The organism is Microbacterium forte (genome assembly GCF_031885415.1).
GTDB lineage: Bacteria > Actinomycetota > Actinomycetes > Actinomycetales > Microbacteriaceae > Microbacterium > Microbacterium forte.
Window position 1 is genome coordinate 1100637 of sequence record NZ_CP116871.1, and the last position, 23303, is coordinate 1123939.

The following is a 23303-nucleotide window of genomic DNA, read 5'->3' on the forward strand; positions in this document are numbered from 1 at the left end:
CGGCGGATTCCGAACTGCTCCAGGTAGGGTGGAGCTGCTCGCGGCGCCCTGCGGGCCCCCAGCCACCGGAGATTGCACCTCGTGACCCACGCCCCCTTCGACCCGGCGTCCGCGACGATCGTCATCGTCACGTACAACCGGTCTCACCTCCTGACCGGTCTCCTCGAGAGCATCAGCGCGATGGACCCGAAGCCTGGCCATGTCGTGATCATCGACAATGCCTCGTCCGACGACACCACCGACGTCGTGGAGTCCTTCCGGCCGAAGCTCGGCACGGAGGTCGTGTACCGCCGACTCGAGACGAACACCGGCGGCTCGGGAGGTTTCAGCGAGGGCATGCGCACCGCGTACGAACTCGGCTCCGAGTGGATCTGGATGATGGACGACGACGTCGAGGTCGTCACCGACGGCCTGGCCAAGATGGGCAAGTGGGCTCCGCGCTTCAAGAGCATCCAGGGCCGCCGCTACGACTACGACGGCAGTGAGTTCTACTGGCAGTACCGGATCGCCGAGCGAATGGGCATCCCGATCCCGTTCGCTCCGTCCGGCTTCGACGCCTCCGGCTTCAAGGAGATGAACAGCGGATGCTTCGAGGGGATGTTCATCCATCGGTCCATCGTCAGGCAGATCGGTCTGCCCGACCACCGCTTCTTCATCTACTGGGATGACCAGATGTACGGGTGGCTCGCCTCGCGCAAGACCACCGCGGTGATCGTCGACGAGTTCGTCCTGCGACGCACCCGCGAGATCAAGCAATGGGACATGGGCATCCGTCACATGAACGCCTCGAGCAACGCCTACCGCTTCTACATCATGCGCAACCGGGCGTACATCAAGAACTACTACCGCGTGCACGGCAACTACAACCCTGTGCTGTTCGGACTCGGGACGTCGATGACGTTCGTGAAGGAGCTCATCAGGCTGCTGTTCGTCGAGCGCACGGTGCGAGGAACGAGCAATCTGTTCCGGGGACTCAAGGAGGGCGGCAAGCTCGGCCGCGATCGCTCCTGGACGCCCATGCCCGCTCTGGAGGATTGACAGCATGACCGACGAACCGCAGCCGGACCTCCGCTGGGCCCCTCTGGAGCCGAAGCCGCGCAATCGTGGTCGAGTCTGGCTCATCGTCGGACTCGTCGTCGCCGCGCTCGTCATCGTGGGAGTGCTGCTGTTCTTCCTTCTGCCGCGCGGAGAATCTCCGACCCCCGGCGCCAGCGGGTCACCGTCCCCTACCGCGTCACCGTCGGCGTCCCCGTCGATGTCGCCCTCGGCCTCGCCGACGCCGGCCCAGACCGAGGTCCCACAGCCGACGGCGGAGCCTGAGCCGACGCCGATCACGACCCCGCCACCCGCCGCAGACCCCTCGGTCGATGCCTTCCGCGGGCAGGTGCAGGGGTGGCTCGACGACGCTCTGACGGGGCTTCAGATCGCGAGTGAGACCAGCGGTCAGGACGCCACGTCCGTGATCGAGAGCCTCCAGGCCGACGCGCAGCGGCTCGGAGAGACCGCAGCTCCTGCGTCGATCGACTCCGCCTGGGGCACCGCGGTGAACGACTACATCCAGCGGCTCAGCGCGTTGCGCTCGGAGCTCGCCTCGGGCGGACCTGCGTCAGTCGACAGTGCACGCTCTGCCGTGAACGAGCTCCGCGGCCTCGTCGGACTCTGACCGCGAGCGAGTCCTGCTCCGAGCGAGCTCAGTCGACGCCGGATTCGAGGCGGCGCAGGCGCTCCTCGTAGTGGGCGGCGAGTTCGAGTCGGATTCGCGCGCGCTCGTGTTCTGCCTGAGCACGGCTCAGCGCGCCGTCGGGATCCAGGTCTCCCGCATCGAGCCGCACACGAAGCCACTCGAAGCGCTGCTCGAGCGCCGCCACCTGGGGGGCGATGCGATCGAACTCGGATCTGATGTACGAGAAGTCCGCCTGGGTGCCGGCGAGGCGCGCCTCGTAATCGCGCTGTGCGTTCTCGAACTGCTCGACGGCGCGGCCGAGCCTGGCGTCCACTCTCGCGTCCACACGGCGTTCGACGACGGCGTCCAGTCTGCGACGGAGTCGGTTCAGCATTCAGTCCTCAATCATTCGGGTGATTGTCGATGGTCTGTGAAGTTCAGCGGTGATAGCCGACGCGGCCGGATTCGATCCAGCCTCGCACGAGCTCCGATTCCAGGTCGATCCGGTGCTCCGCGCCCACAGCCGAGGGATCGCCGTAGGCGTGGTTCCAGGAAGTCTGATCCGGGGCGTCGACGAATGAGAATCCGGCGGCATCGACCTGAGCTTCAGGGAACAGACGCGTCGCGATCCACAGCATCACGGTTCCCGTCGTCGCCCACTGGCCGCCGCTGCGCGGATCAGCGCCCATCGCCTCACCGAGGGGCAGCACCACCTCGCGGTTCGGCATCGTCACGATCCCGAGATCAGCAGGCCAGAAAGCGGGAAGCTTCGGATTCTCCCAGAGCAGGCGCCCCGGTTCGATCATGAGATAGAGGCGCTCGGAATACCCGTCGAAGAACCAGGGGGTCGGCCGCACACCGCGGTTGAACACCACGACGTCGGCACGGCGCCCGACCGACGGTGCTCCGTCGATGTCATCCACGCGGAAGCCGTTGACTCGGAACACGACGTCCGCCGTATCGATCATCTCGGCCCGGTGGTCGGACGGCTCGAGTGGCTGATTGCCGACGACGGCGATCCGGCGCACCGGGGCCGTCCTGGCGTACGCGCTGACGAGAGGACGGAGGCGGTCGTAGAACCCCGCCTCACCGGCCATCGCCGTGTCATCACCGACAAGCTCCGTCACACGCCCCATGAGACCTCAGCTTAGGGCACGCCGACAGCGACCCCCGCGGCACGGCGGTGAGTCCTCGACAGGACCCGTCTAGAGTTGTCGGCGTGACTTCTTCGCAGACCATCCAGCTCTCCACGGCGAGCATCGGCCCCGGCTCGCCGGTGTTCACGATCGCTGAGATGTCGGGAAACCACAACGGCGACCTCGATCGCGCGCTCGCGATCGTCGACGCCGTCGCCGCCACGGGTGCCGATGCCCTCAAGATCCAGACGTACACGGCCGACACCCTCACGATCGATTCGGACAAGCCCGCCTTCCAGGTCGCGAGCGACCACGGTCTGTGGGGCGGCCGCAACCTGTACTCCCTGTATCAGGAGGCGCACACGCCGTGGGAGTGGCACGCGCCGATCTTCGAGCGCGCACGGAGCCACGGACTCATCCCGTTCTCCACCCCGTTCGACCCGAGCTCGGTCTCGTTCCTCGAGGAGCTGGGCGTGGAGATGTACAAGACGGCGTCCGCCGAGATCATCGACCTGCCGCTTCTCCGCGAGGTCGCCCGCACCGGCAAGCCGATGATCGTGTCCACCGGCATGGCGACGCTGTCGGAGATCGACGCGGCCGTCACCGCGATCCGCGGCGCCGGCGGCACGGAGCTGGTGCTCCTGGCCTGCACCGCCGCCTACCCCGCGGTTCCCGAGGAGGCGCGGTTGGGCAACATCGAGGCGCTGCGGAACGCATTCGATCTCCCGGTGGGGCTCTCGGACCACACGCTCGGCATCGGAGTCGCAGTCGCGTCTGCAGCCCTCGGTGCGGTCGTGATCGAGAAGCACGTCACGCTCGACCGCACGGATGGCGGCGTCGACGCGGACTTCTCTCTCACGCCCGACGAGTTCCACGCCCTCGTCATCGCCTCCGAGCAGGCGCGTGTCGCGTCGGCGAGCGGCGTATCGTTCGGACCGACAGCACAGGAGGAAGCGGTTCTCGCCCTCCGCCGGTCTCTGTTCGTCGTCGCCGACGTGCGTGCCGGCGACAGCGTGGGTCCCGAGAACGTGCGCTCGATCCGCCCGGCCGGAGGACTCCGCCCCGATGACTTCGCCCTCGTGAGCGGACGCACGTTCACGAGAGACGTCGAACGCGGCACGCCGCTGACCTGGGACGTGCTCTAGGTCACGCCGTTACGACAGCCGCCATCGCGCCACCGTGAGGAAGCCGTCCTCATCCGCAGGCAGATGCGGAAGATAGCCGGCGCGCTCGAACAGCCGACGAGACGCCGCGTTGTCGCGGTGCACGACAGCGACCAGCCGGATCGGGGGCAGCTCAGAGAGCGCGCTCTCCGCCGCCTGGACCGCCGATGCAGCGACACCGCGACCACGCATCTCGGGGGCGACCGTGATCGAGATCTCCCATGCGTCTGCCGACCTCCTGTCCCAGCGGCACGTGGCGACCGGCATCCCTTCTGACTCGATCATGAGCAGCAGACGATCGGGATCCTCGAGGCTTCTCGCGAGCCACTCATCGTGCGATCCTCGGTCGATCTCGCCGCGCGAGCGGGAGTTCAGGCGGACTGTGGGGTCGTTGCGCCACTCGAAGAGCTTCTGGCCATCGTCGATCATCGCCGGACGAGCGCTCAGCGCAGTCCGAGGTCCGACCTGAGGAGGCGTGCTCAGCAGCTGCTCCCAGGAGGTCACGATGCGCCAGCTGCCGAGGCCGTCGACGATGCGTTTCAGGGCGGCAGCCGTCTCGGCGAGCGATTCCGGCGATTCGAGAAGATCGGCGAGCAGGCCGATACGCTCCTCGAGGCTCTGATGGGGCGGCTCTCCCAGCCCGATGGCGAGCCCCCGCTCGACGACCTGGCGGTAGCCGACGCGCTGGTTGTCCGCCACGCATACCAGTGCCATCGGAAGACCCATGCACGCGAAGTCCCAGACGGAGGTTCCCGCCGCGGTCACGGCCAGATCGTGATCTCGGGCGATCGCGGGGAGGTCGTCGACGAAACCCAGGACCTCGACGGCGTGGCGCGAAGATTCGGCGGCTGAGACGACTTCCTCGCGGCGTCGGGGGTCGATCACGGTGATCTGCACCTCGGAGGGCAGACGATCGAAGGCGGTGACGACACGAGCGGTCACTCCGTGGGGATCCGTGCCGCCCATCACGACGAGCACCCGAGGCACGGCCGAGGGTGTCGTCCGCACATCGCGCTGCGCCAGCACCTGCGCGCGCACGACCGCGGCGTCGATGCCCGCCAGATGGCTCAGGCTGCGCTCCGGGTCCACGAAAGTGCGCTCGGATGCCAGGTTGGCATCGATCGCGAGATCGGCGTCGCGCACGCCGAACGGACCGTCCTGCATGTTGCTGATCAGCGGTCCGACGGACGAGAGATCCGGGATCTCCCGGTAGCTGTCCAGATGGATCACGTCGACGCCACGCGCGAGATCGGCGAAGTCGCCGATGCTCACCTCGGCCCCCTGCGTCGTGACGAGCGGCAGGTCTGGATCCATCCGGCGCAGGGTGTCCGCACCTGCCTCGTCGACATCGCCGAACACCGTCGCCGACCACCCGCGGTCGCGCGCGATGCGAGCCACCGTGAGCGTGCGCATGAGGTGTCCCATGCCCGACTCGACACCGGCGTTGCAGTGCAGCAGGACCCGTCGCCCGCTCATCGCTCGTCCCTCTCCTCCGGGGCGCGCCTGCGCCCACCCGATAGGATAGGCCGGGCATGGAACAACCCGAGCATCCATGCGATCACGACAACGCTGAGGAGACAGAGTGTCGGTTCTCGAGGGCGCGAGCATCCTCATCACAGGCGGCACCGGGTCGTTCGGCAAGGCGTTCATACGGCATGCCCTGGCCCACCTCAACCCCCGGCGTCTGGTCATCTTCTCGCGTGACGAGCTCAAGCAGTACGAGGTGCGACAGCAGTTCGGCGACGACCCCCGGCTGCGATGGTTCATCGGCGACATCCGCGACGAACGACGTCTCGTTCGTGCGCTGCACGGCGTCGACTACGTGGTGCATGCCGCGGCGCTCAAGCAGGTGGACACCGCCGAGTACAACCCGTTCGAGTTCGTGAAGACGAACATCCTGGGCAGCCAGAACGTGATCGAGGCATCGATCGACGCCGGAGTGAAGCGCGTCGTGGCGCTCTCGACCGACAAGGCCTCGAGCCCGATCAACCTGTACGGCGCGACGAAGCTCACCGCCGACAAGCTCTTCATCACGGGCAACCACTACGCCGCCGCCTACGACACGCGATTCGCGGTGGTGCGCTACGGCAACGTCATGGGATCACGCGGCTCGGTCATCCCGTTCTTCTCCCGTCTGGGCGCCGAGGGCAAGCCGCTGCCGATCACCGATCTGCGGTGCACCCGGTTCTTCATCACACTCCCCCAGGCCGTCGAGATGGTGGTCGACACGTTCGAGCTCATGCAGGGCGGCGAGCTGCTCGTCCCCCGCATCCCCTCGATGAAGGTCACGGACCTCGCCCACGCCGTCGTGCCGGGAGCCGAGCTCGTCGACGTGGGTCTGCGCCCGGGCGAGAAGCTGCACGAGGAGATGATCAGCCCGGAGGAGGGCCGCCGCGCGGTGACGGTCAGCGACGGCAAGTACTTCATCATCCAGCCCGACCTCGCCTCGTGGGGCTATCAGATGCCCGCCGGCGCCGTGCCTGTGCCCGAGGGCTTCGCCTATCGCTCGGACAGCAACGACCGCTGGTACTCGCAGGCGGAGATCGCGGAGATCATCGAGGCGGGGATCTGACCGTGCTGCCGTACGGACGTCAGTCGATCTCGGAGGACGACATCCAGGCCGTCGTCGACGTGCTCCGCGGCGACTGGCTCACGACGGGTCCGGCGGTCGCCGCCTTCGAAGCGCGACTCGGCGAGGTCGCCGGAGGGCACCGGGCGATCACCGCGACCTCGGGCACAGCAGCGCTCCACATGGCGTACGGCGCCGCAGGGGTCACCCGCGGTGACACCGTGATCTCGACGCCCATGACCTTCATCGCCACGACGGCGATGGCGTCGGTCCTCGGTGCGAACATCGTCTTCGCCGATGTCGAGGAAGACACGGCGCTGATCGACCCGGATGCGGTCGACGCGCTCATCGATGAGCGCACCAAGGTGATCGCCGCCGTCGACTACGCCGGCCATCCTGCGGATTACGACCGGCTCTCCGCTGCGGCCGCACGGGTCGACGCGCTCGTCCTCGATGACGCCGCGCATTCGATCGGCAGCACGTACAAGGGCCGACCGGTCGGTGATCTCGCGGATCTGACGACCTTCTCGTTCTTCCCCACCAAGAACCTCACGACCGGCGAGGGCGGCGCCCTCGTCGCCAAAGATCCGCTGATCGCACAGCGCGCGCACGAGTTCCATTTCATCGGGCTCGTGCGCGACGCGGACCGCTTCGCGGTGACGACCGAAGGCGCCTGGCATCAGGAGGTGCACGAGTTCGGCTTCAACTATCGCCTCGACGACATCGCCTGCGCACTCGGCCTCTCCCAGCTCGCACGGCTCGACACGTTCAGACGGCGACGCGCCGAGATCACTCGTCGCTACGACGCGGCCCTCGCGGGCATCGACGGGGTTCGCACGCCGATCCAGCGCGACGACGTCGAACTGATCCGGCATCTCTACCCGGTGCGCATCCTCGATCAGCGCCGTCGAGAGGTCTTCGACCGGATGCGTGCAGACGGCATCGGTGTGCAGGTCAACTACATGCCCGTGTACTGGCACCCCGTCTATACGGATGCCGGCTACCGCCGCGGCATGTGCCCCAATGCCGAAGCGTTCTACGCCGAGGAGCTCTCGCTCCCCATCCACCCGGAACTGACCGACGACCAGGTCGACCAGGTCGTCGAGTCGCTGGTCAGGGCTCTGCATTGACACGCATCGGGATCATCACCCAGGCGCGGATGACCAGCAGTCGCCTTCCGGGAAAGGTGCTGATCCCGGCTGGCGGCCGCTCGATGCTCGATCACCACATCGACAGGCTCAGCAGCGCCGATCTGCCCGTCGTCCTCGCCACGACGACGAACGCCGCTGACGACCCTCTCGCGGATCTGGGGCATCGGCGAGGGATCGAGGTCTTCCGCGGCAGCGAGGGTGACGTCCTGAGCAGGTTCGCGGGGGCGGCCTCTTCCGCAGGGCTCGATGTCGTCGTCAGAGTGACGTCGGACTGCCCTCTGATCGATGCCGCGTTGATCTCCGATGGCGTCCGCCGGTTCGTCGAGCTGGATGATCCTCACGCCCACGTCTCCAACGTCCTCGAACGGACGTACCCGCGCGGGTTCGACTTCGAGGTCTTCGCTGCGTCCGCCCTCGCCGAGGCCGACAGGAACGCCACCGAGCCGGCCGAGCGCGAACACGTCACCCCGTACCTCTACACAGGACGATCGCCGCGTTCGAGCATCCACTCGATCACCCAGCAGGTCGATGCCTCGCACTATCGGGTGACCCTGGACACTCCGGAGGACCTCACCGTCATCCGGGCGCTCATCGAGGACCACGGCGCTGCCGGGCTGGACGTCTCCGAGATCGTGGCCGTCCTCGACTCTCATCCGGAGCTCGCCGCGATCAACTCCCACGTCGAGCAGAAGAAACTCGGCGAATGACCGTGAGGACGGCCGCCCGCCCGCGTCAGCCGCGGTTGTAGTCGGCGTTGTACCTGTCGAGGACGTCTGCAATCGGACCGTCGAGCACGAGCCCGCCCTTGTCGAGGTAGAGACCGCGGGTGCAGAAGCGGCGGAGGTCGCGCTCGCTGTGGCTGACGAAGAAGAGCGTTCGCCCCTCGGCGAGGAGCTCGTCGATCCGCTTGTAGCACTTGTCGCGGAAGGCCTTGTCTCCGACCGCGAGCACCTCGTCGACGAGCAGGATCGGCTCGTCGAGCTGCGACACCACCGAGAAAGCCAGTCGGACCTTCATACCGTTCGACAGGTGCTTGTACGGGGTGTCCTCGAAGCCCGCCAGCTCTGCGAAGGCGATCATGCCGTCGTAGCGCTCTGCGACCGCTTCCCGAGGCATTCCGTGCAGTCCGGCCATCAATGCGACGTTCTCGCGTACGGTCAGGTCGCCGACGAACCCGCCGGTGATCTCGATCAGCGGAGCGACTCCGCCCTTCACCTTCACCGCACCCTCATCGGGGAGCAGCACCTTCGCGACGAGACGGAGCAGAGTGGACTTGCCCTGGCCGTTGCGCCCGACGACGCCGATCGACTCCCCCTGCTGCACCGTGAACGAGACGTCGCGCAACGCCCAGAACTCTCCGGAGCGCGACCGCCGCGCCGCAGGGGCGAACAGGTCTTTGAAGTTCTGGCGCCCACGGCGGTTGCGGCGGAAGCGGACGCCCAGCCCGCTGGCCTCGATCGCGACGGTCATCCCAACTCCTTCAGCACGGTGCGCTCGAGGGACCGGAACGTCCATACGCCGAGCGCCAGAATGACGAGGGTCATCCCCACGCTGACGAGCAGCGTGAAGAGGTTCCACTGGTCGGGGAAGAACGGCATCCGGTAGAGCATGAAGATCCCGGCGAGTGGATTGAACGCACCGAGAGTCTGAAAGATGCCAGGAAGATCCGTGACGTTGTAGATGATCGGAGTCGCGTAGAACATGGCGCGCAGGATCAGCGCGGTCGTGCGCTCCAGATCGACGAACAGGACGCAGAGCGGAGCGATGAGGAGCCCCAGGCCCACGAGCAGAACGGTCTGCAGGAACACCGCGACGGGAACCCAGAGGATTCCCCAGCCGACCTGGACCGTGTGCGCCGGGTCCTGTTCCACCAGCAGGTTGATGATCACGAATGCCGCGAGCACCGGGAGCGAGAACAGGAACTCGACGCCCTTGCTCAACACGATGCGGTTCACCCAGATCGAGCGAGGGATCGCAGTCGAGCGCACCAGCTTCGCGTCCTTCTTGAATGCGCGAGTGAAATCCGTGACCGACGTGTTGAACCACACCCAGGGCAGCAGGGCGCTGATGAGGAACACGATGTACGGATCCTCACCGACATCACGGTTGAAGATCTGCGTGAAGACGAACCAGTAGATCACGCTCATCACGAGCGGATCGAGCACCGACCACAGGTAGCCGAGCAGGCTCGTCGAGTACCGCACCTTCAGGTCCCTGGCTGACAGCAGCCACAGGGAATGGAGATAGCGCCGGGGCGTTCCGGGGGCCCCGGCAGCAGTGTGACTCACAGTGCCGAGTCTACGAGAGCGAGTTGTTCCACAGCGACAGCGCCGAGCCGATGGCCATGTGCATGTCGAGGTACTGATAGGTGCCGAGGCGTCCGCCGAAGTGCACGTCCCGCTCCCCCTTCGCGAGCTCACGGTATGCGAGCAGGCCGTCGCGGTCCGTCGGGGTGTTCACGGGGTAGTACGGCTCGTCCTCGCGGTTCGCGAAACGAGAGAACTCGCGCATGATGACGGTCTTGTCGGACTCGTAGACGTCCTTGCGCTCCGGGTGGAAGTGCTTGAACTCGTGGATGCGCGTGTAGGGCACGTCCATGTCCGGGTAGTTCATCACGCTGGTGCCCTGGAAGTCGCCGATGTTCAGCACCTCCTGCTCGAAGTCGAGCGTGCGCCAGCTGAGGGCGCCCGCCGTGTAGTCGAAGTAGCGGTCCACGGGACCCGTGTAGATGATGGGCAGCTGCCCGACCGTCGCCTTCTTGTTCAGCGGCTGACTCTCGTCGAAGTAGTCGACGTTCAGCTTCACCTCGATGTTGGGGTGATCGGCCATCCGCTCGATCCACGCGGTGTAGCCGTCTGTCGGCAGGCCCTCCCACGTGTCGTTGAAGTAGCGGTTGTCGTAGGTGTAGCGCACGGGGAGCCGGCTGATGATGTCGCCCGAGAGCTTCTGCGGGTCGGTCTGCCACTGCTTGGCGGTGTAGTCCCTGAAGAACGCCTCGAACAGCGGCCGCCCGACGAGGGCGATGCCCTTCTCTTCGAAGTTGGCGGCCGTCTTGACGTCGAACTCCCCCGCCTGCTCGCGCACGAGGGCCCGCGCCTGGTCGGGCGTGTAGGCCGACTGGAAGAACTGGTTGATGGTGCCGAGGTTCACCGGCATCGGGAAGACCGTTCCCTTGTGCGTCGTGTAGACCCGATGCACGTAGTTCGTGAAGCTCGTGAACCGGTTCACGTACTCCCACACCGTGGCGTTCGAGGTGTGGAAGAGGTGGGCGCCGTAGCGATGGACCTCGATGCCCGTCTCAGGCTCCGCCTCACTGTAGGCGTTCCCGCCGATGTGGTGGCGACGGTCGATGACCGTGACCTTGCGGCCGGCGTTGGCGGCACGTTCTGCGATGGTGAGGCCGAAGAAGCCCGACCCGACGACAAGAAGATCCATGTTGCTGCTTTCTGCCCACGAGGCTCAGATCCGCACGGCATCGCGCGGCACACAGCAGACAACTCTACCGGCAGCGGACTCGACGCAACCTGTCAGCGCGCCTCGGCACCGAGGGGCCCTCCGACCTCCAGCATCTCCTGCAGCATCGGAGCGAGAGTGCGCCCGTATGAGTCGGAGATGTGATTGTCGTCGATGTACACGGCGATGTTGCCGATGGATCCTCGACACACGCCCTCGGGGCAGAGCCAAGGGCGGAAGTCCACAGCGGTGACCCCCTCGGCCGCCGCGAGATCGTCGAGATCCTCCCCGACGGCGAACCCGGGCTCGGGAACGTCGCACGATGCTGTGTCAGCGCCGGGAGCGATCTCCGACTCCTCCAGCGCGCACTCGTACATGTCGAAGTCGAAGCGGGGATTGTCTCGTACGGCGATCACCTGGATGCCGTTCGCGGTGAGCTCGTCTGCGATCTCACTGATCCCCTCCACGAGCACCTCTCGAGCGGCGGGAGTCGCCCGAGTCACGACGAGGTACACGGCATCGGGCTGCACCCTCGTCGCGTACTCGATCGCAGCGGCACGCCACTCCTCGCACGGCGGGCCGGCGGCCGACCACGTCGGCGCTCCGATGCCGATCGCGCATCCTCCCTTCAACAGGGCGACGATGCCCCACCCCTGCTGATCGGCGAGAACCGTGAGTGGCGACATGAGCTGTTGCGCGTGCGAGTCCCCCATCACGAGCACCCGCCATGCATCCGAGTCAGCTGCATTCGCGGTCTGAGCACAGCTGCCTTGCAGCACCGGCTCCACGGGCTCGAGTTCGCCCGCGCAGCTTCCTTTCAGATCCACCCATTCCTCATCGAGCGCGGTGGCCAGCGGGATCAGCGGCAGATCGGCGCCCGAGAGGTCGATCGGCGTGTCGATCTGCGCCGCCCCCGGGTATCCGCCGCTGTCGCTGGCACGCAGCGCCGCCTCACGCTGCTCGATCGTGAGCTGCCATGCGCCGAGCGGTGCGGAGACGACGAGGACGGACGCGGCGAGAACGAGCGCACCGAGCCGATGCGATCGATCGAGGACGGCGGAGTCTCTGATCGGTCGCTCGACCAGCATCGACACGAGTCTCGCCAGCACGAATGACAGGAGGACGATTCCGATGCCGGCGAGCCATCCCGGCTCGGTACGACCGCTCAGCATCATCCACGTCACGAGCACGGGCCAGTGCACGAGATAGAGCGCGTACGCGTCGCGTGAGACGTAGCGCAACGGCGCCGACTCGAGGATCATCGCGGGGCCGCCTCGCGGGCGGTCACGCCCGGCGATGATGACGAGCGCCGTGCAGATCACCGGCCACAGAGCGAGATATCCGGGGAATCCGCCCTGCACGTCGAGCACGATTCCGCACATCACGATGCCGACGATGCCGATCCATCCGAGGATCGCCCCGATCGTCGGACGGACACGGACGTGGGGAAGAGCGAGTGCGACGAGCGAGCCGGCCGCGAACTCCCACAGTCGCGTCCGCGTGTCGAAGTAGGCGAACGACTGGGCCCGCATCGTCTCGACGACCGAGAACCCGAGCGAGGCGATGAAGATGGCGCCGAACACCAATGCCAAGGCGGGGACGATCATGCGCCGTCGCCTGCGGAGCACCACCCACACCGCCGCGATGATCAGCGGCCAGAGGATGAAGACCTGCCCTTGGACCGAGAGCGACCAGAAGTGCTGGAACGGACTGGGCGTGACGGACTCGCGCGCGTAGTAGTCGACCTCCGACAGCGCCAGCGTCCAGTTCTCGACGTAGAAGAGGCTCGACCATGCCTCACGCCAGACGCGCGGCCACTCGGTCTGCGGATACGCCGCGAGCGCGACGCCGAGCACACCGACGATCGTCACGGCGGCTGCGGGCAGCAGCCGTCGGAAGCGGCGCAGCCAGAACGACCCGAGCGCGAGCGGGCGCTGGGTCTCTACCCGCCGCACGAACGACGCGGTGAGGAAGAACGCCGACACCATCAGGAAGACGTCGACTCCGCCCGAGACGCGACCCAGCCACACGTGGTACGCCACGACGAGCAGGATCGCGAGCGCACGGAGACCGTCGATGTCCGCGCGGTGCGTCGCGGGGCGCACGAAGCCAGCGTCGGGAGGCCGAAGCCATATCGGTCGCGTCGGGTTCATGAAGAGTGGGCGTATCGGCGGTGGGTGTCGCCGCAGTCGTCTCGGGTCGACGGTCTGCCGCTTTCAGCCTATCTGCTCTGCGCCAGCAGTGCCTCGGCAGCCGCTTCGATGTCGGGTCCGAGCAGTCTGGCGTACTCGAGGTTGAGGTGATCCGCGTCGTAGTACACGGGGATGCCGCCCACCACGGCGTAGCAAGAGGTCGCGTCGCAGAAGCGATCCGTCAGATCCAGCACGCTGACCGACTCCGAGCCGGCCGACGCTCCGGCGACGACCATCGGGTCGGCGGGGTGCGCCTCGGCGCGAGGACGTGCGCACGACTGCGGCTCGTCGGCGTTGTGGAGCACGCAGTCGGGGCTCCTGACCTCTGCGTTGAAAGGAGGGTCCGCGAGCGCGAGCACCTTGATACCCGCATCGTTCCAGCGTTTCCAGTAGTCCAACAGCCCTTGCGACATCTGATCGATCTGCGGCCTGTCAGTCCCGTCGTCCACGAGCTGAAGCCGAGCCGCCATCGCGGTGATGACGAGGTCGGGGTCGTCTTCGGTGACGGTTTCGGCGAGGTCCCTCGACCACTCGCGACACCTCTCGACATCAGCGGCACCCCACGCGCTGCGGAATCCGATGAACTCGACGTCCGCCACGGGACACCCTCCGTAGTAGCTCGTATCGACGATCCAGCCGTTCTTCTCGGCGATGTCGAACACGGCTCCCTGCCACTGCTGCGCGTGAGAGTCACCGATCAACCAGACCCGAGTCGGATCCTCTGCTCCGCGCGAGAAGTCGCACTCGTGCGTGGTCTTCAGATCCCCATAGGTGAGGAGCGGCAGGAACTCGCCGCACTCCCCTGGGGTGTAGAAGTACTCGTTCTTCTTCGTCATCACCGAGTAGTCCGCGGCCCCGAAAGGGTCTGCGCAGTCTGCGCCCGGTGCGAGCGCCGAGGGCCCCTCGCAGGTCGATGCGACGAGGTCGTCCGGTGGGCCGTCGGCCGCGACACGTGCACTGTAGGTCGCGAGAACGCCTGCCACGAGAGCAGCGATGACGATCATCCCTGTGATCATGAGACCGAACGCCCGGCGCGAGGAGCCACGCCAGTACCCCCATGACTGGCCGGCATCCTCGACGAACCTCTTCGTCAGCGCCGCCAGCACCAGCGCGATCGCCAACACCATGAGCTTCGACAGGGTGGTCGCCTCGCCGCCGATGACGAACGGCGCGACGACGATGAGCGGCCAATGCCACAGATACAGCGAGTACGAGACGCCGCCGAGCCACTGCACGGGACGCAGGGCCGTCACCTTCGCATGCCAGAGCGACGCGAATCTCTCGCCGGCGAGGATCACCGCCGCGGTGCCGAGCACGGGCACCAGCGCGGTGTATCCGGGAAAAGCGGTCGTGTGATCGTAGACGAGCGCGGCGAAGACGATGAGGGCGAACCCGAGCAGGCTGACGATGTCAGCGGCGGTGCGCCCGAGGGGTACCCGACTTCCGAAGAGCGCGATCGCGCCGCCGACCGCGAATTCCCATCCGCGCGTGAAGGTCGCGAAGTACGCCTGAGGCGGCGCGACGATCGTGTAGATGACACTCGCGGCGAAGGAGAGCACGCCCACCACCGCCACGACCGCGACGAGCGCGGTGGTCGTCCTCGCCCTCGCTCCGCGGCGCGTCGTCGGGCCTCCGGTGCGCCGAGCCACGGCGAGCGCCGCCAAGAGCAGCAGAGGCCAGACGATGTAGAACTGCTCCTCGACCGACAGCGACCAATAGTGCTGGACGACGCTCGCCGCGTCGTTGAGCGCCGAGTAGTTGACCGACATCGATGCCAGGAACCAGTTCTCGACGTACCCCGCACTCGCCGCGACCTCCCAGGCGCCCCGCTCCCACCGAGGGTAGGGAAGCAGCACGACCATGAGCACCAGCGACACTGCGAGTACGAGAAGCGCGGCCGGAAGCAGTCGCCTGATCCGTCGCGCGTAGAACGCCCCGAGTCGCACTCCCCCGGTCCGCCGCATCTCCCCCACGAGGTGTCCTGTGATGAGGAAGCCGGAGATCACGAAGAAGACGTCGACACCGACGTAGCCGCCAGGGAGGCGAACCGGCCAGAGGTGGTTGAGCACGACCAAGCCGATGGCCACGGCGCGAAGCGCCTGGATGTCGGTTCGGAAGACCCGCGCCTTCGGAGCCGCGATGAGAGTATCCGCGGTCCGCAACGACGCGCTCACGGCGAGAGATACTCCCGAAGAAGATCGTCTCCCGCGCGTGGACGGAAGCCGATGCCGTGCACTCGCGTCAGATCGAGCACGCTGTTCAGCGGGCGCGGGGCGACAGGCGATGTCGCGGAGGCGAAGTACTGCTCCGTCGAGACACCCGTGACCCGTGCCGGATCATGGCCGGCGAGCTCGAACACACGGCGGGCGACGTCGGCCCAGGTGACGACCTCGCCCTCGGAGGTCAGGTTGTAGACGCCGAACGACGGACGGGTCTCGACCAGCGTGCGGATGAGGCGGGCGATCTCGGTCGCGAACGTGAGGCGCCCGCGCTGGTCGTCGACGACCTTCGGGTCCACGCCCTTCTCTGCCAGCGAGGCCATGGTGCGGACGAAGTTGTTTCCGCTCCCGATCACCCAGGAGGTGCGGACGATGTAGTGACGAGGGGCCGTCGAGACCGCGAGATCACCGGCGGCCTTGGTCTGGCCGTAGACGCCGAGAGGACACACGAGGTCGTCCTCGGCGTACGGCCGATCGGCTGATCCATCGAACACGTAGTCGCTCGACACATGCACGAGCGTGATTCCGTGCTCTGCGGCGATGCGAGCCAGAGCGGCCGGCCCTGCGGCGTTGACCGCCCAGGCGTCGCGCCTGCCGTCCGACGTCTCCGCATGATCGACGGCCGTGTATGCGGCCGCGTTGATGATCGTGTCGTAGTCGCGCCAGCGGCGCGCCTCGGCCAGCGTCGTCGACCCGAGATCGAAATCGTCACGCGTCGTCCATTCGACGCTCTGCACGCCGTCGAACTCGGCCCGCAGCGCCGTTCCCAGCTGTCCTGCCGAGCCGATCACGAGAGTCTTCCGCGGAGCGACCGGTTCCACATCTGCGAGGCGCGGGTGCGCGAGATCCTTCGCAGACACCTCGGCATCCGCAAGCGGGATGGGCCACTCGATCGCGGCGGTCTCGTCTGCGAGGTTCAGGAAGGAATAGGACGCGTCGGGTGACCAGTGGTCGTTCACGAGATACGTGTAGGCCGTATCGGGCTCGAGGGTCTGATACGAGTTGCCGACACCTCGTGGCACGAAGATGGCCTTGGAGGGATCGAGCTCGGCGGTGAAGACCGCGCCGAACGTCGGGCCTTCGCGCAGGTCGACCCATGCGCCGAAGATACGGCCGGTCGCGATCGACACCCACTTGTCCCACGGCTCGGCGTGGATACCGCGAGTCGTCCCGACGGCGTCGTTGAAGGAGACGTTGTTCTGGACCGGGCCGAAATCGGCGAGGCCGAGCGCGGTCATCTTCTCGCGCTGCCAGTTCTCCTTGAACCACCCACGCGAATCGCCGTGGACCGGCAGATCGAAGATCTCCAGTCCCGGAATCGTCGTCTCGGTGCGATTCAGGGACTTGCCGAAGTCGATCTCACTCATCGGGTCACTGTCCCTTGGAGGCGTAGAACGCCTCGGTCTGATCCTTGGAAGGCGCCCACCATGACTCGTTGTCGCGGTACCACGCGATGGTCGCCGCCAGTCCGGACTCGAAGTCGGCGAACTCCGGCTTCCATCCCAGCTCCGTGCGCAGCTTCGTGGAGTCGATCGCGTACCGCAGATCGTGACCGGCCCGGTCCGTGACGTGGTCGTACGCGTCTCGCGGCTGGCCCATCTCCTCGAGGATCAGCTCGACGACGTCCTTGTTGTTGCGCTCGCCGTCAGCGCCGATCAGATACGTCTCGCCGATCTGACCCTTCTCGAGGATCGTCAGCACCGCGGACGAGTGGTCGTTCGCGTGGATCCAGTCCCTGACGTTCTCGCCTGCCCCGTAGAGCTTGGGCCGGATGCCGCGGATCACGTTGGTGATCTGACGCGGGATGAACTTCTCGACGTGCTGGTACGGACCGTAGTTGTTCGAGCAGTTCGAGATCGTCGCCTGCACGCCGAACGAGCGGACCCAGGCGCGGACGAGCAGATCGCTGCCGGCCTTGGTCGACGAGTACGGCGACGACGGGTTGTACGGAGTCTGCTCGGTGAACCGCTCGGGGTCGTCGAGCTCGAGGTCGCCGTAGACCTCGTCGGTCGAGATGTGGTGGAACCGCGTCTCGTGCTTGCGCGCGGCTTCGAGCAGCGTGTACGTGCCGATGATGTTGGTGTCCAGGAAGGGACGGGGGCTGTGCAGGGAGTTGTCGTTGTGCGACTCCGCCGCATAGTGCACCACGGCGTCCGCCTCGGCGGTGAGCCGGTCGACCAGCTCGGCGTCGGTGATGTCGCCGTGCACGAACCGCACACGATCGTCGGGAAGTCCCGCGAGTGAGGCCCGGTTGCCGGCGTAGGTCAGCGCGTCGAGGACGGTGACCGTGTGGTCGGTGTGCTCGACCGCGTAGTGGACGAAGTTCGAGCCGATGAAACCGGCGCCTCCGGTGACGAGGATGTTCGACATCAACGACCTCTTTCCAGGGTCTCGAGCAGGTAGGTTCCGTAGCCGGACTTCACGAGCTTGGTGGCCCGCTCACGCAGGTCGTCGTCGGTGAGGAAGTCCTGACGCCAGGCCACCTCTTCCGGGACTCCGATGCGCAGACCGGTGCGGCGTTCCATCGTGCGCACGTAGTCGCCGGCGTCCGACATCTGGTCGAACGTCCCAGTGTCGAGCCACGCCGTTCCGCGAGGAAGCACTTCGACCTGCAGGTCACCGCGCTCGAGGTAGGCGCGGTTGATGTCGGTGATCTCGTACTCGCCGCGAGCACTCGGCTCGAGGTTGCGTGCGATCTCGACCACGTCGTTGTCGTAGAAGTAGAGTCCGGGCACGGCGTAGTTGCTCTTGGGGTGCTCCGGCTTCTCCTCGAGCGAGACGGCGCGACCGTCGGCATCGAACTCGACGACGCCGTAGGCGTTGGGCTCTGCCACCCAGTAGGCGAAGACGGCACCGCCCTCGACGTCCGTGTAGCGCTTGAGCTGGGTGCCGAGCCCCGGACCGTACAGCAGGTTGTCGCCGAGCACGAGGGCGACCTTGTCGTCGCCGATGAAGTCCGCGCCGATGACGAAGGCCTGGGCGAGGCCGTCCGGCGACGGCTGCTGCGCGAACGTGAGCTTCACCCCGAACTGCGAACCGTCGCCGAGCAGACGCTCGAACTGCTCCGCGTCATGAGGCGTGGTGATGATCAGGATGTCCCGGATCCCCGCCAGCATCAGCGTCGACAGCGGGTAGTAGACCATCGGCTTGTCGTACACGGGAATCAGCTGCTTGGAGATGCCGATCGTAATCGGGTGCAGTCGAGTGCCTGAGCCGCCAGCGAGAATTATGCCTTTCACCCCAATATCGTGCCACATCCCAGCTGGGACTCAGATTGACACGATTTACTTGCGTCACATCGTTCACACTGGCATCGTGGGTACATTTCCGTCACAATGAGCAGGTGACCGGCTCAAAATCCCCCCACCTGCTCGGCCTCCTCGCCAGTGCAGCGGCTGTCGTCCTCGCCGCATCCCTGCTCGTGGCGACGCCGGCCAGTGCCGTCTCGCCCTCATCCTCCGGTGGCCTGTCGGCCGCCGCATCAGCGCAGACATCGTCGACGGCGACGGCGACCGGTTCAGTGGACGCATCCATACGCGACACCGCGAACCTGGCGCAGTTCAAGTCGGGGAACATCATCTCCGATGCCGTGTTCTTCCAGAGCGACACGATGTCTGCGGGCCAGATCGACTCGTTCTTCCGCGGAAAAGTCGCATCGTGCCGCAGCGGATACGTCTGCCTCAAGGACTACCGCCAGAACACGCCGAACCGTCCGGCAGACAGCTATTGCCGTGGCTACACCGGGGCGGCGAACGAGTCGGCGGCCACGATCATCGCGCGGGTCGCGCAGTCCTGCGGCATCAACCCTCGGGTGCTCATCGTGATGCTCGAGAAGGAGCAGAGCCTCGTCACGCACACGTGGCCGAGCAGCTGGCGCTTCGACATGGCACTCGGTCAGGGCTGCCCTGACACGGCGCCGTGCGATCCGGCATATGCAGGCTTCTTCTACCAGATCTACGGTGCGGCCAGGCAGATGCAGATCTATGCCGAGGGACGCTGGTTCACGTACTACGCGCCGGGAAAGACCTGGAACATCCTCTATCACCCGAACAGGGCCTGCGGCTCGGCACCGGTTCGCGTCGAGAACAAGGCGACTGCCGCGCTCTACTACTACACCCCGTATCAGCCGAATCGAGCGGCGCTCAATGCCGGCTACGGCAGCGGGGACGGGTGCTCCAGCTACGGCAATCGCAACTTCTACCAGTTCTTCACCGATTGGTTCGGCAGCACGCAGACGGCGGGCGGCGCTGCGGCCACCCTCGCGCAGGTCCCGGGTCGCGCGGAGATATATCTGGTGCAGTCAGGCATGCGTCACCATGTCGTCGCGGGCGAGGACTACGCCGCGCTTCGAGCGAGGCTCGGTGGGGCCGTGTCCGTGGCCGCGACGTACCTCGATCCCCTGCCCGAGGGCAAGCCGGTCACGCGTTACGTGCACGACCCTCGGACGGGCACGCTCTACCTTCTGGAACCGGATGGCACCCGGCATCGATTCGTCGACGCGGCGCAGGTCGCCCTGTTCGGATACTCGTTCAGCTCGTACGTGAACCTCACCGGCGCCACGGCGGACCGGTTCTCCGAGGGCGCTCCCGTCGGGTCGTTCTTCCGCTCGGGAACGGAGCCGGAGGTGTACCTCTATCAGTCAGGTCTACGCAGGCATGTCGCCAACCAGCAGACCTGGGCCGAGGTCTCCCGGGGCACGCCGGGATACGTCGCCTCGATGAAACCGTCGGCGGCCGCGGCGATCGGCAATGGCCTCCTCGTGATCAAGGCGAACAGCCTGATCCGCTCCGTGGGCTCGAAGGACGCGTACCTCACGCTTCTCGGCGACCGTCTGCTGCGCGTCCCCAACACCGCGCTCGCCGCTGAGTTCGGGGCCACGGGCCTCACCGTGGTGCCGAGCAGTTCGGTCGCAGCCAACACGAAGACCGGGTTGACGCTCACTCCCGTCGTCTCGTGCGGCAGCACCAACATGATCGCCGCGGGGGGCAAGCTCTACCCGGTGACGGGCAGTCAGTTCGGGGGGATCAAGCCGACGAAGCTCGGCAGCGGCGAGTGCGGCGCGATGCCTCGCGCGAAGACGACGGTCTCTGCGCCGCTGTTCATACAGCCGCAGGGAGCACCCGAGATCTACGTCATCTCGGGAGGAACGCTGCGCCATGTCCCGTCCCCCGCCGATCTGCTGGCCATCAACGGGTCCAGACCGTTGCAGGTGCTGCCTTGGTCACAGGCCACCGTCCAGTGGTTCGGCACCGGCGCAGCGAATCTCCCCGCGAACTCCTTCGTGCGCTTCACCGGACGCGCGGAGATCTACCGATATGAGAACGGGTTGCTGCGTCACGTCCGCAGCATCAAGACCCTCCTCCAGCTGAACGGAGGAACGCCGCCACGCGAGTACGTGCTCCCGGGCGACCAGCTCTCGCGCTACAAGGTCGGGTCGCCCCTGCTCACCAGCGGAGTCGACTTCGTGCAGTTCACCGGCGCGCCCGAGATCTACTTCTACGAGAACGGCAAGCTGAGGCACGTGAGCTCGCCCTCGGTCCTGCTCAGACTCGGCGGCGGGCGCGCACCCGAGGTGCTCCAGCTCGCGCCCGCGTTCAAAGCGGACTACGCGGTGGGCACTCCGATCACGTGACAGGTCGATCCGATAGGATCGGGGAACTATGAGCTTGTCGTCGGACCGTGTCCTCGTGATTGTCCCCGCATGGAACGAGGCCCGCAACGTCGGACGCACCGTGCACGAGGTCCGCGCCGCGAACGCCGACTTCGATCTTCTCGTCGTCGACGACGGATCCACGGATGACACAGGTGCGGTCGCCCGAGAAGCCGGTGCGACGGTCATCTCCCTTCCCTTCAACCTCGGAGTCGGCGGAGCGATGCGCACCGGCTTCACGTATGCGAAACGTCACGGCTACACCCGCGCGATCCAGGTCGACGCCGATGGGCAGCACAACCCGCTCGACATCGCCCGCGTCCTCGCCGGTCTCGACACCGCGGACATCTCGATCGGCGCTCGGTTCGCGGACGTCGGCGACTATTCGGTTCGGGGCCCTCGCCACTGGGCGATGCTGTTCCTGGCGAAGACGGTGTCCAGGGTCGCCAAGACCCGTCTCACCGATGTGACGAGCGGCTTCCGCGCCGCCAACAGCCGAGCCATCGAGCAGTATGTCCGCTACTACCCCGCCGAGTACCTCGGCGACACCATCGATTCCCTCGTCGCAGCCTGTCACGCGGGTTTGACGGTGACGCAGGTTCCCGTGGCCATGCGGCCGCGAGTCCACGGCACGCCGAGCCAGGGTCCGGTCGGAGCATCGATCTATCTGCTGCGTTCGGTGTTCACGCTCGGCCTGGCCATGCTGCGTCGCACCGGCTCGACGAGCCAATCCACCGGTGTCCGCGAACAGGAGGACGCAAAGTGATCGTCGTCGTCGGGATCGCCCTCTCGCTGTTCATCCTCGTGCTGGTCTTCTGGATGCTTCTGACGCGACGCCTTCGCGAGAAGTACGCGGTGATGTGGATCGTCATCGCGCTGAGCGTCCTGCTGCTCGGGATCTTCCCGCAGCTTCTGCTCTGGGCGACCTCGCTTCTCGGTGTTCAGGTGCCGGCCAACCTCCTGTTCGCTCTCGCGATCACCCTGCTCCTCGGTGTCTCGCTGCATCTCTCCTGGGAGCTCTCCCAGGCGGAGGACGAGATCCGTCGCGTTGCGGAGGAGGCGGCGCTGTCGCGCGCAGAGGTGGACAGGTTGGACAGCCGCATCGCGGCCCTGGAGGCTCAGCACCGGGGCGGCGGCGCCGACAGCGCTCCCCCGGCATGACGTCGCGACACTCGAGCGACGGCGTCTGGGGCGTCGTCACCGTTCATCGCCCCGCGCAGGTGCCTCCGCTGCTCGCTGATCTCGCTCCCCAAGTCAGCGGGATCATCGTGGTCGACGACGGCAGCGGCTCCGAGTTCGATTCGATCCGCGCGGAGATCGCGGCGAGCGGAGCGCTGGTGCTCGCCTTGGAGCGCAACTCCGGCATCGGCGCCGCGCTCAATCGCGGCATCCGCTGCGCCCTCGACAAGGGCGCGAGCGCGATCGTGACGTTCGATCAGGACTCGACCATCGCTCCCGGGTTCGTCGACGCTCTGAGCGCGGCGTGGGAACATGCTCGCGCTCACGGCGTCCCCGCCGGCCCCGTGGTTCCGGAGTTCTTCGCCGACGTCTCCCAGGCCGGACCGCCGGCAGGACACGGAGTGGTCCATGCTGCTCACGCGATCCAGTCCGGCATGTATCTCCCCGCGGGAGTGGTCGACCAGGTCGGGCTGATGGACGAAGCCCTCTTCATCGACCTCGTGGACACCGATTTCGAGCTCCGCTGCCTTGACGCGGACCTGCCGTGCATCGTCGCCCCCGGCCTCCGACTGCCGCACCGCTTGGGTGCGCGCTACCGGTTCCCGGGGCCGCTCGGGGCGCTCCTTCCCACCCTCACGCTGAGCACTCCGTTCCGGTACTACTACAGGGCCAGGAATCGCATCGTGCTGGCGCGGCGCCACCCGCGGCATCGCGCGCGCCTGCGCCGCGACGCACGAGCCGACTACGCGTACTTCCTGATCGCGTGGATGCTGGCGAGGCCCCGCTCGACCATGCGGAAGCTGCTCGTCGCGGGATTCCGCGACGGACGAGCCGAACGCATGGGGAGGATGGGGCTTGCGCTCATGACTGAGGCTGCCCGTGTCACGTGGCGGGCTCGCCCCCTCCCTGACGCGGAATCTGCCTGAGG

At 66.7% G+C, this 23303-nt stretch carries 21 protein-coding genes; 10 read left to right on the forward strand and 11 right to left on the reverse strand.

The genetic code is table 11. The features are described from left to right. Positions 1 to 81: 81 nt before the first annotated feature. Together OB895_RS05475 and OB895_RS05480 are read left to right on the forward strand one after the other, a co-directional pair. Positions 82 to 1038, forward strand: a complete 957-nt coding sequence (locus OB895_RS05475) for a glycosyltransferase family 2 protein (RefSeq protein WP_079112581.1) — start codon at positions 82 to 84, stop codon at positions 1036 to 1038. Positions 1039 to 1042: 4 nt separating this feature from the next. After that, positions 1043 to 1663 carry a hypothetical protein gene (locus OB895_RS05480; protein ID WP_079112580.1) on the forward strand — a complete coding sequence of 207 codons (621 nt, stop codon included), beginning with the start codon at positions 1043 to 1045 and terminating at the stop codon, positions 1661 to 1663. Between the two features lie 28 nt (positions 1664 to 1691). On the opposite strand, the gene OB895_RS05485 is transcribed toward OB895_RS05480, so the two are convergent. Beyond that, positions 1692 to 2057: a hypothetical protein gene (locus OB895_RS05485; protein WP_042541943.1), complete on the reverse strand. Its 366-nt coding sequence runs from the start codon at positions 2055 to 2057 to the stop codon at positions 1692 to 1694. 43 nt (positions 2058 to 2100) lie between these two features. Further along, positions 2101 to 2790: a glycosyltransferase family 29 protein gene (locus OB895_RS05490; protein WP_228385680.1), complete on the reverse strand. Its 690-nt coding sequence runs from the start codon at positions 2788 to 2790 to the stop codon at positions 2101 to 2103. A 92-nt stretch (positions 2791 to 2882) separates the two neighbouring features. Between OB895_RS05490 and pseI the strand changes: the two genes are divergently transcribed. Continuing rightward, positions 2883 to 3944 carry a pseudaminic acid synthase gene (gene pseI, locus OB895_RS05495; protein WP_228385679.1) on the forward strand — a complete coding sequence of 354 codons (1062 nt, stop codon included), beginning with the start codon at positions 2883 to 2885 and terminating at the stop codon, positions 3942 to 3944. 9 nt (positions 3945 to 3953) lie between these two features. Here the strand turns inward: pseI and OB895_RS05500 are convergent, their stop codons facing one another. After that, positions 3954 to 5438 carry a bifunctional UDP-2,4-diacetamido-2,4,6-trideoxy-beta-L-altropyranose hydrolase/GNAT family N-acetyltransferase gene (locus tag OB895_RS05500; RefSeq protein ID WP_194286022.1) on the reverse strand — a complete coding sequence of 495 codons (1485 nt, stop codon included), beginning with the start codon at positions 5436 to 5438 and terminating at the stop codon, positions 3954 to 3956. A gap of 106 nt (positions 5439 to 5544) precedes the next feature. Between OB895_RS05500 and pseB the strand changes: the two genes are divergently transcribed. The 3 genes from pseB to OB895_RS05515 are packed head-to-tail and all read left to right on the forward strand — an operon-like array spanning position 5545 to position 8389. Continuing rightward, positions 5545 to 6534 carry a UDP-N-acetylglucosamine 4,6-dehydratase (inverting) gene (pseB, locus tag OB895_RS05505; protein WP_079112578.1) on the forward strand — a complete coding sequence of 330 codons (990 nt, stop codon included), beginning with the start codon at positions 5545 to 5547 and terminating at the stop codon, positions 6532 to 6534. A 2-nt stretch (positions 6535 to 6536) separates the two neighbouring features. Beyond that, entirely contained in the window at positions 6537 to 7661 is a 1125-nt protein-coding gene (locus OB895_RS05510) for a DegT/DnrJ/EryC1/StrS family aminotransferase (RefSeq protein WP_079112577.1), read from the forward strand. After that, positions 7547 to 8389 carry a cytidylyltransferase domain-containing protein gene (locus OB895_RS05515; RefSeq protein WP_228385678.1) on the forward strand — a complete coding sequence of 281 codons (843 nt, stop codon included), beginning with the start codon at positions 7547 to 7549 and terminating at the stop codon, positions 8387 to 8389. Before OB895_RS05510 ends, OB895_RS05515 begins: the two co-directional genes overlap by 115 nt. Before the next feature lie 25 nt (positions 8390 to 8414). On the opposite strand, the gene OB895_RS05520 is transcribed toward OB895_RS05515, so the two are convergent. The 8 genes from OB895_RS05520 to rfbA form a co-directional block, all read right to left on the reverse strand. Then, complete coding sequence (locus OB895_RS05520) at positions 8415 to 9152, reverse strand: ABC transporter ATP-binding protein (RefSeq protein WP_079112575.1); 738 nt, start codon at positions 9150 to 9152, stop codon at positions 8415 to 8417. Continuing rightward, positions 9149 to 9970 (reverse strand): ABC transporter permease, encoded by an 822-nt coding sequence (locus tag OB895_RS05525; RefSeq protein ID WP_042541948.1) that lies wholly within the window; start codon positions 9968 to 9970, stop codon positions 9149 to 9151. Before OB895_RS05525 ends, OB895_RS05520 begins: the two co-directional genes overlap by 4 nt. A 10-nt stretch (positions 9971 to 9980) precedes the next feature. Then, on the reverse strand, positions 9981 to 11117 hold the full coding sequence (gene glf, locus OB895_RS05530) for a UDP-galactopyranose mutase (RefSeq protein WP_042541949.1): 1137 nt from the start codon (positions 11115 to 11117) through the stop codon (positions 9981 to 9983). Positions 11118 to 11209: 92 nt separating this feature from the next. Next, complete coding sequence (locus tag OB895_RS05535; protein WP_194286021.1) at positions 11210 to 13240, reverse strand: acyltransferase family protein; 2031 nt, start codon at positions 13238 to 13240, stop codon at positions 11210 to 11212. A 116-nt stretch (positions 13241 to 13356) separates the two neighbouring features. Then, positions 13357 to 15501, reverse strand: coding sequence for an acyltransferase family protein (locus tag OB895_RS05540; RefSeq protein ID WP_079112573.1), 2145 nt, complete (start codon positions 15499 to 15501; stop codon positions 13357 to 13359). After that, entirely contained in the window at positions 15498 to 16913 is a 1416-nt protein-coding gene (locus tag OB895_RS05545; protein ID WP_079112572.1) for a sugar nucleotide-binding protein, read from the reverse strand. The genes OB895_RS05540 and OB895_RS05545 overlap by 4 nt, the downstream gene beginning before the upstream one ends. A 4-nt stretch (positions 16914 to 16917) precedes the next feature. Beyond that, the gene (gene rfbB / locus OB895_RS05550) at positions 16918 to 17916 is read right to left on the reverse strand and encodes a dTDP-glucose 4,6-dehydratase (protein ID WP_042541952.1); all 999 of its coding nucleotides are present in this window, start codon (positions 17914 to 17916) and stop codon (positions 16918 to 16920) included. Further along, positions 17916 to 18785, reverse strand: a complete 870-nt coding sequence (rfbA, locus tag OB895_RS05555) for a glucose-1-phosphate thymidylyltransferase RfbA (protein WP_079112571.1) — start codon at positions 18783 to 18785, stop codon at positions 17916 to 17918. Before rfbA ends, rfbB begins: the two co-directional genes overlap by 1 nt. A gap of 104 nt (positions 18786 to 18889) precedes the next feature. On the opposite strand from rfbA, the gene OB895_RS05560 reads away from it, so the two are divergent. The 4 genes from OB895_RS05560 to OB895_RS05575 are packed head-to-tail and all read left to right on the forward strand — an operon-like array spanning position 18890 to position 23301. Next, a complete protein-coding gene (locus OB895_RS05560) occupies positions 18890 to 21178 on the forward strand; it encodes a hypothetical protein (protein WP_079112570.1) in 2289 nt (762 codons plus the stop codon). A gap of 28 nt (positions 21179 to 21206) precedes the next feature. Then, positions 21207 to 21962 (forward strand): glycosyltransferase family 2 protein, encoded by a 756-nt coding sequence (locus OB895_RS05565; RefSeq protein ID WP_042541955.1) that lies wholly within the window; start codon positions 21207 to 21209, stop codon positions 21960 to 21962. After that, positions 21959 to 22357, forward strand: a complete 399-nt coding sequence (locus OB895_RS05570) for a DUF2304 domain-containing protein (protein ID WP_079112569.1) — start codon at positions 21959 to 21961, stop codon at positions 22355 to 22357. The genes OB895_RS05565 and OB895_RS05570 overlap by 4 nt, the downstream gene beginning before the upstream one ends. Further along, entirely contained in the window at positions 22354 to 23301 is a 948-nt protein-coding gene (locus tag OB895_RS05575; protein WP_079112568.1) for a glycosyltransferase, read from the forward strand. Before OB895_RS05570 ends, OB895_RS05575 begins: the two co-directional genes overlap by 4 nt. The last annotated feature ends 2 nt before the right edge of the window (positions 23302 to 23303 follow it).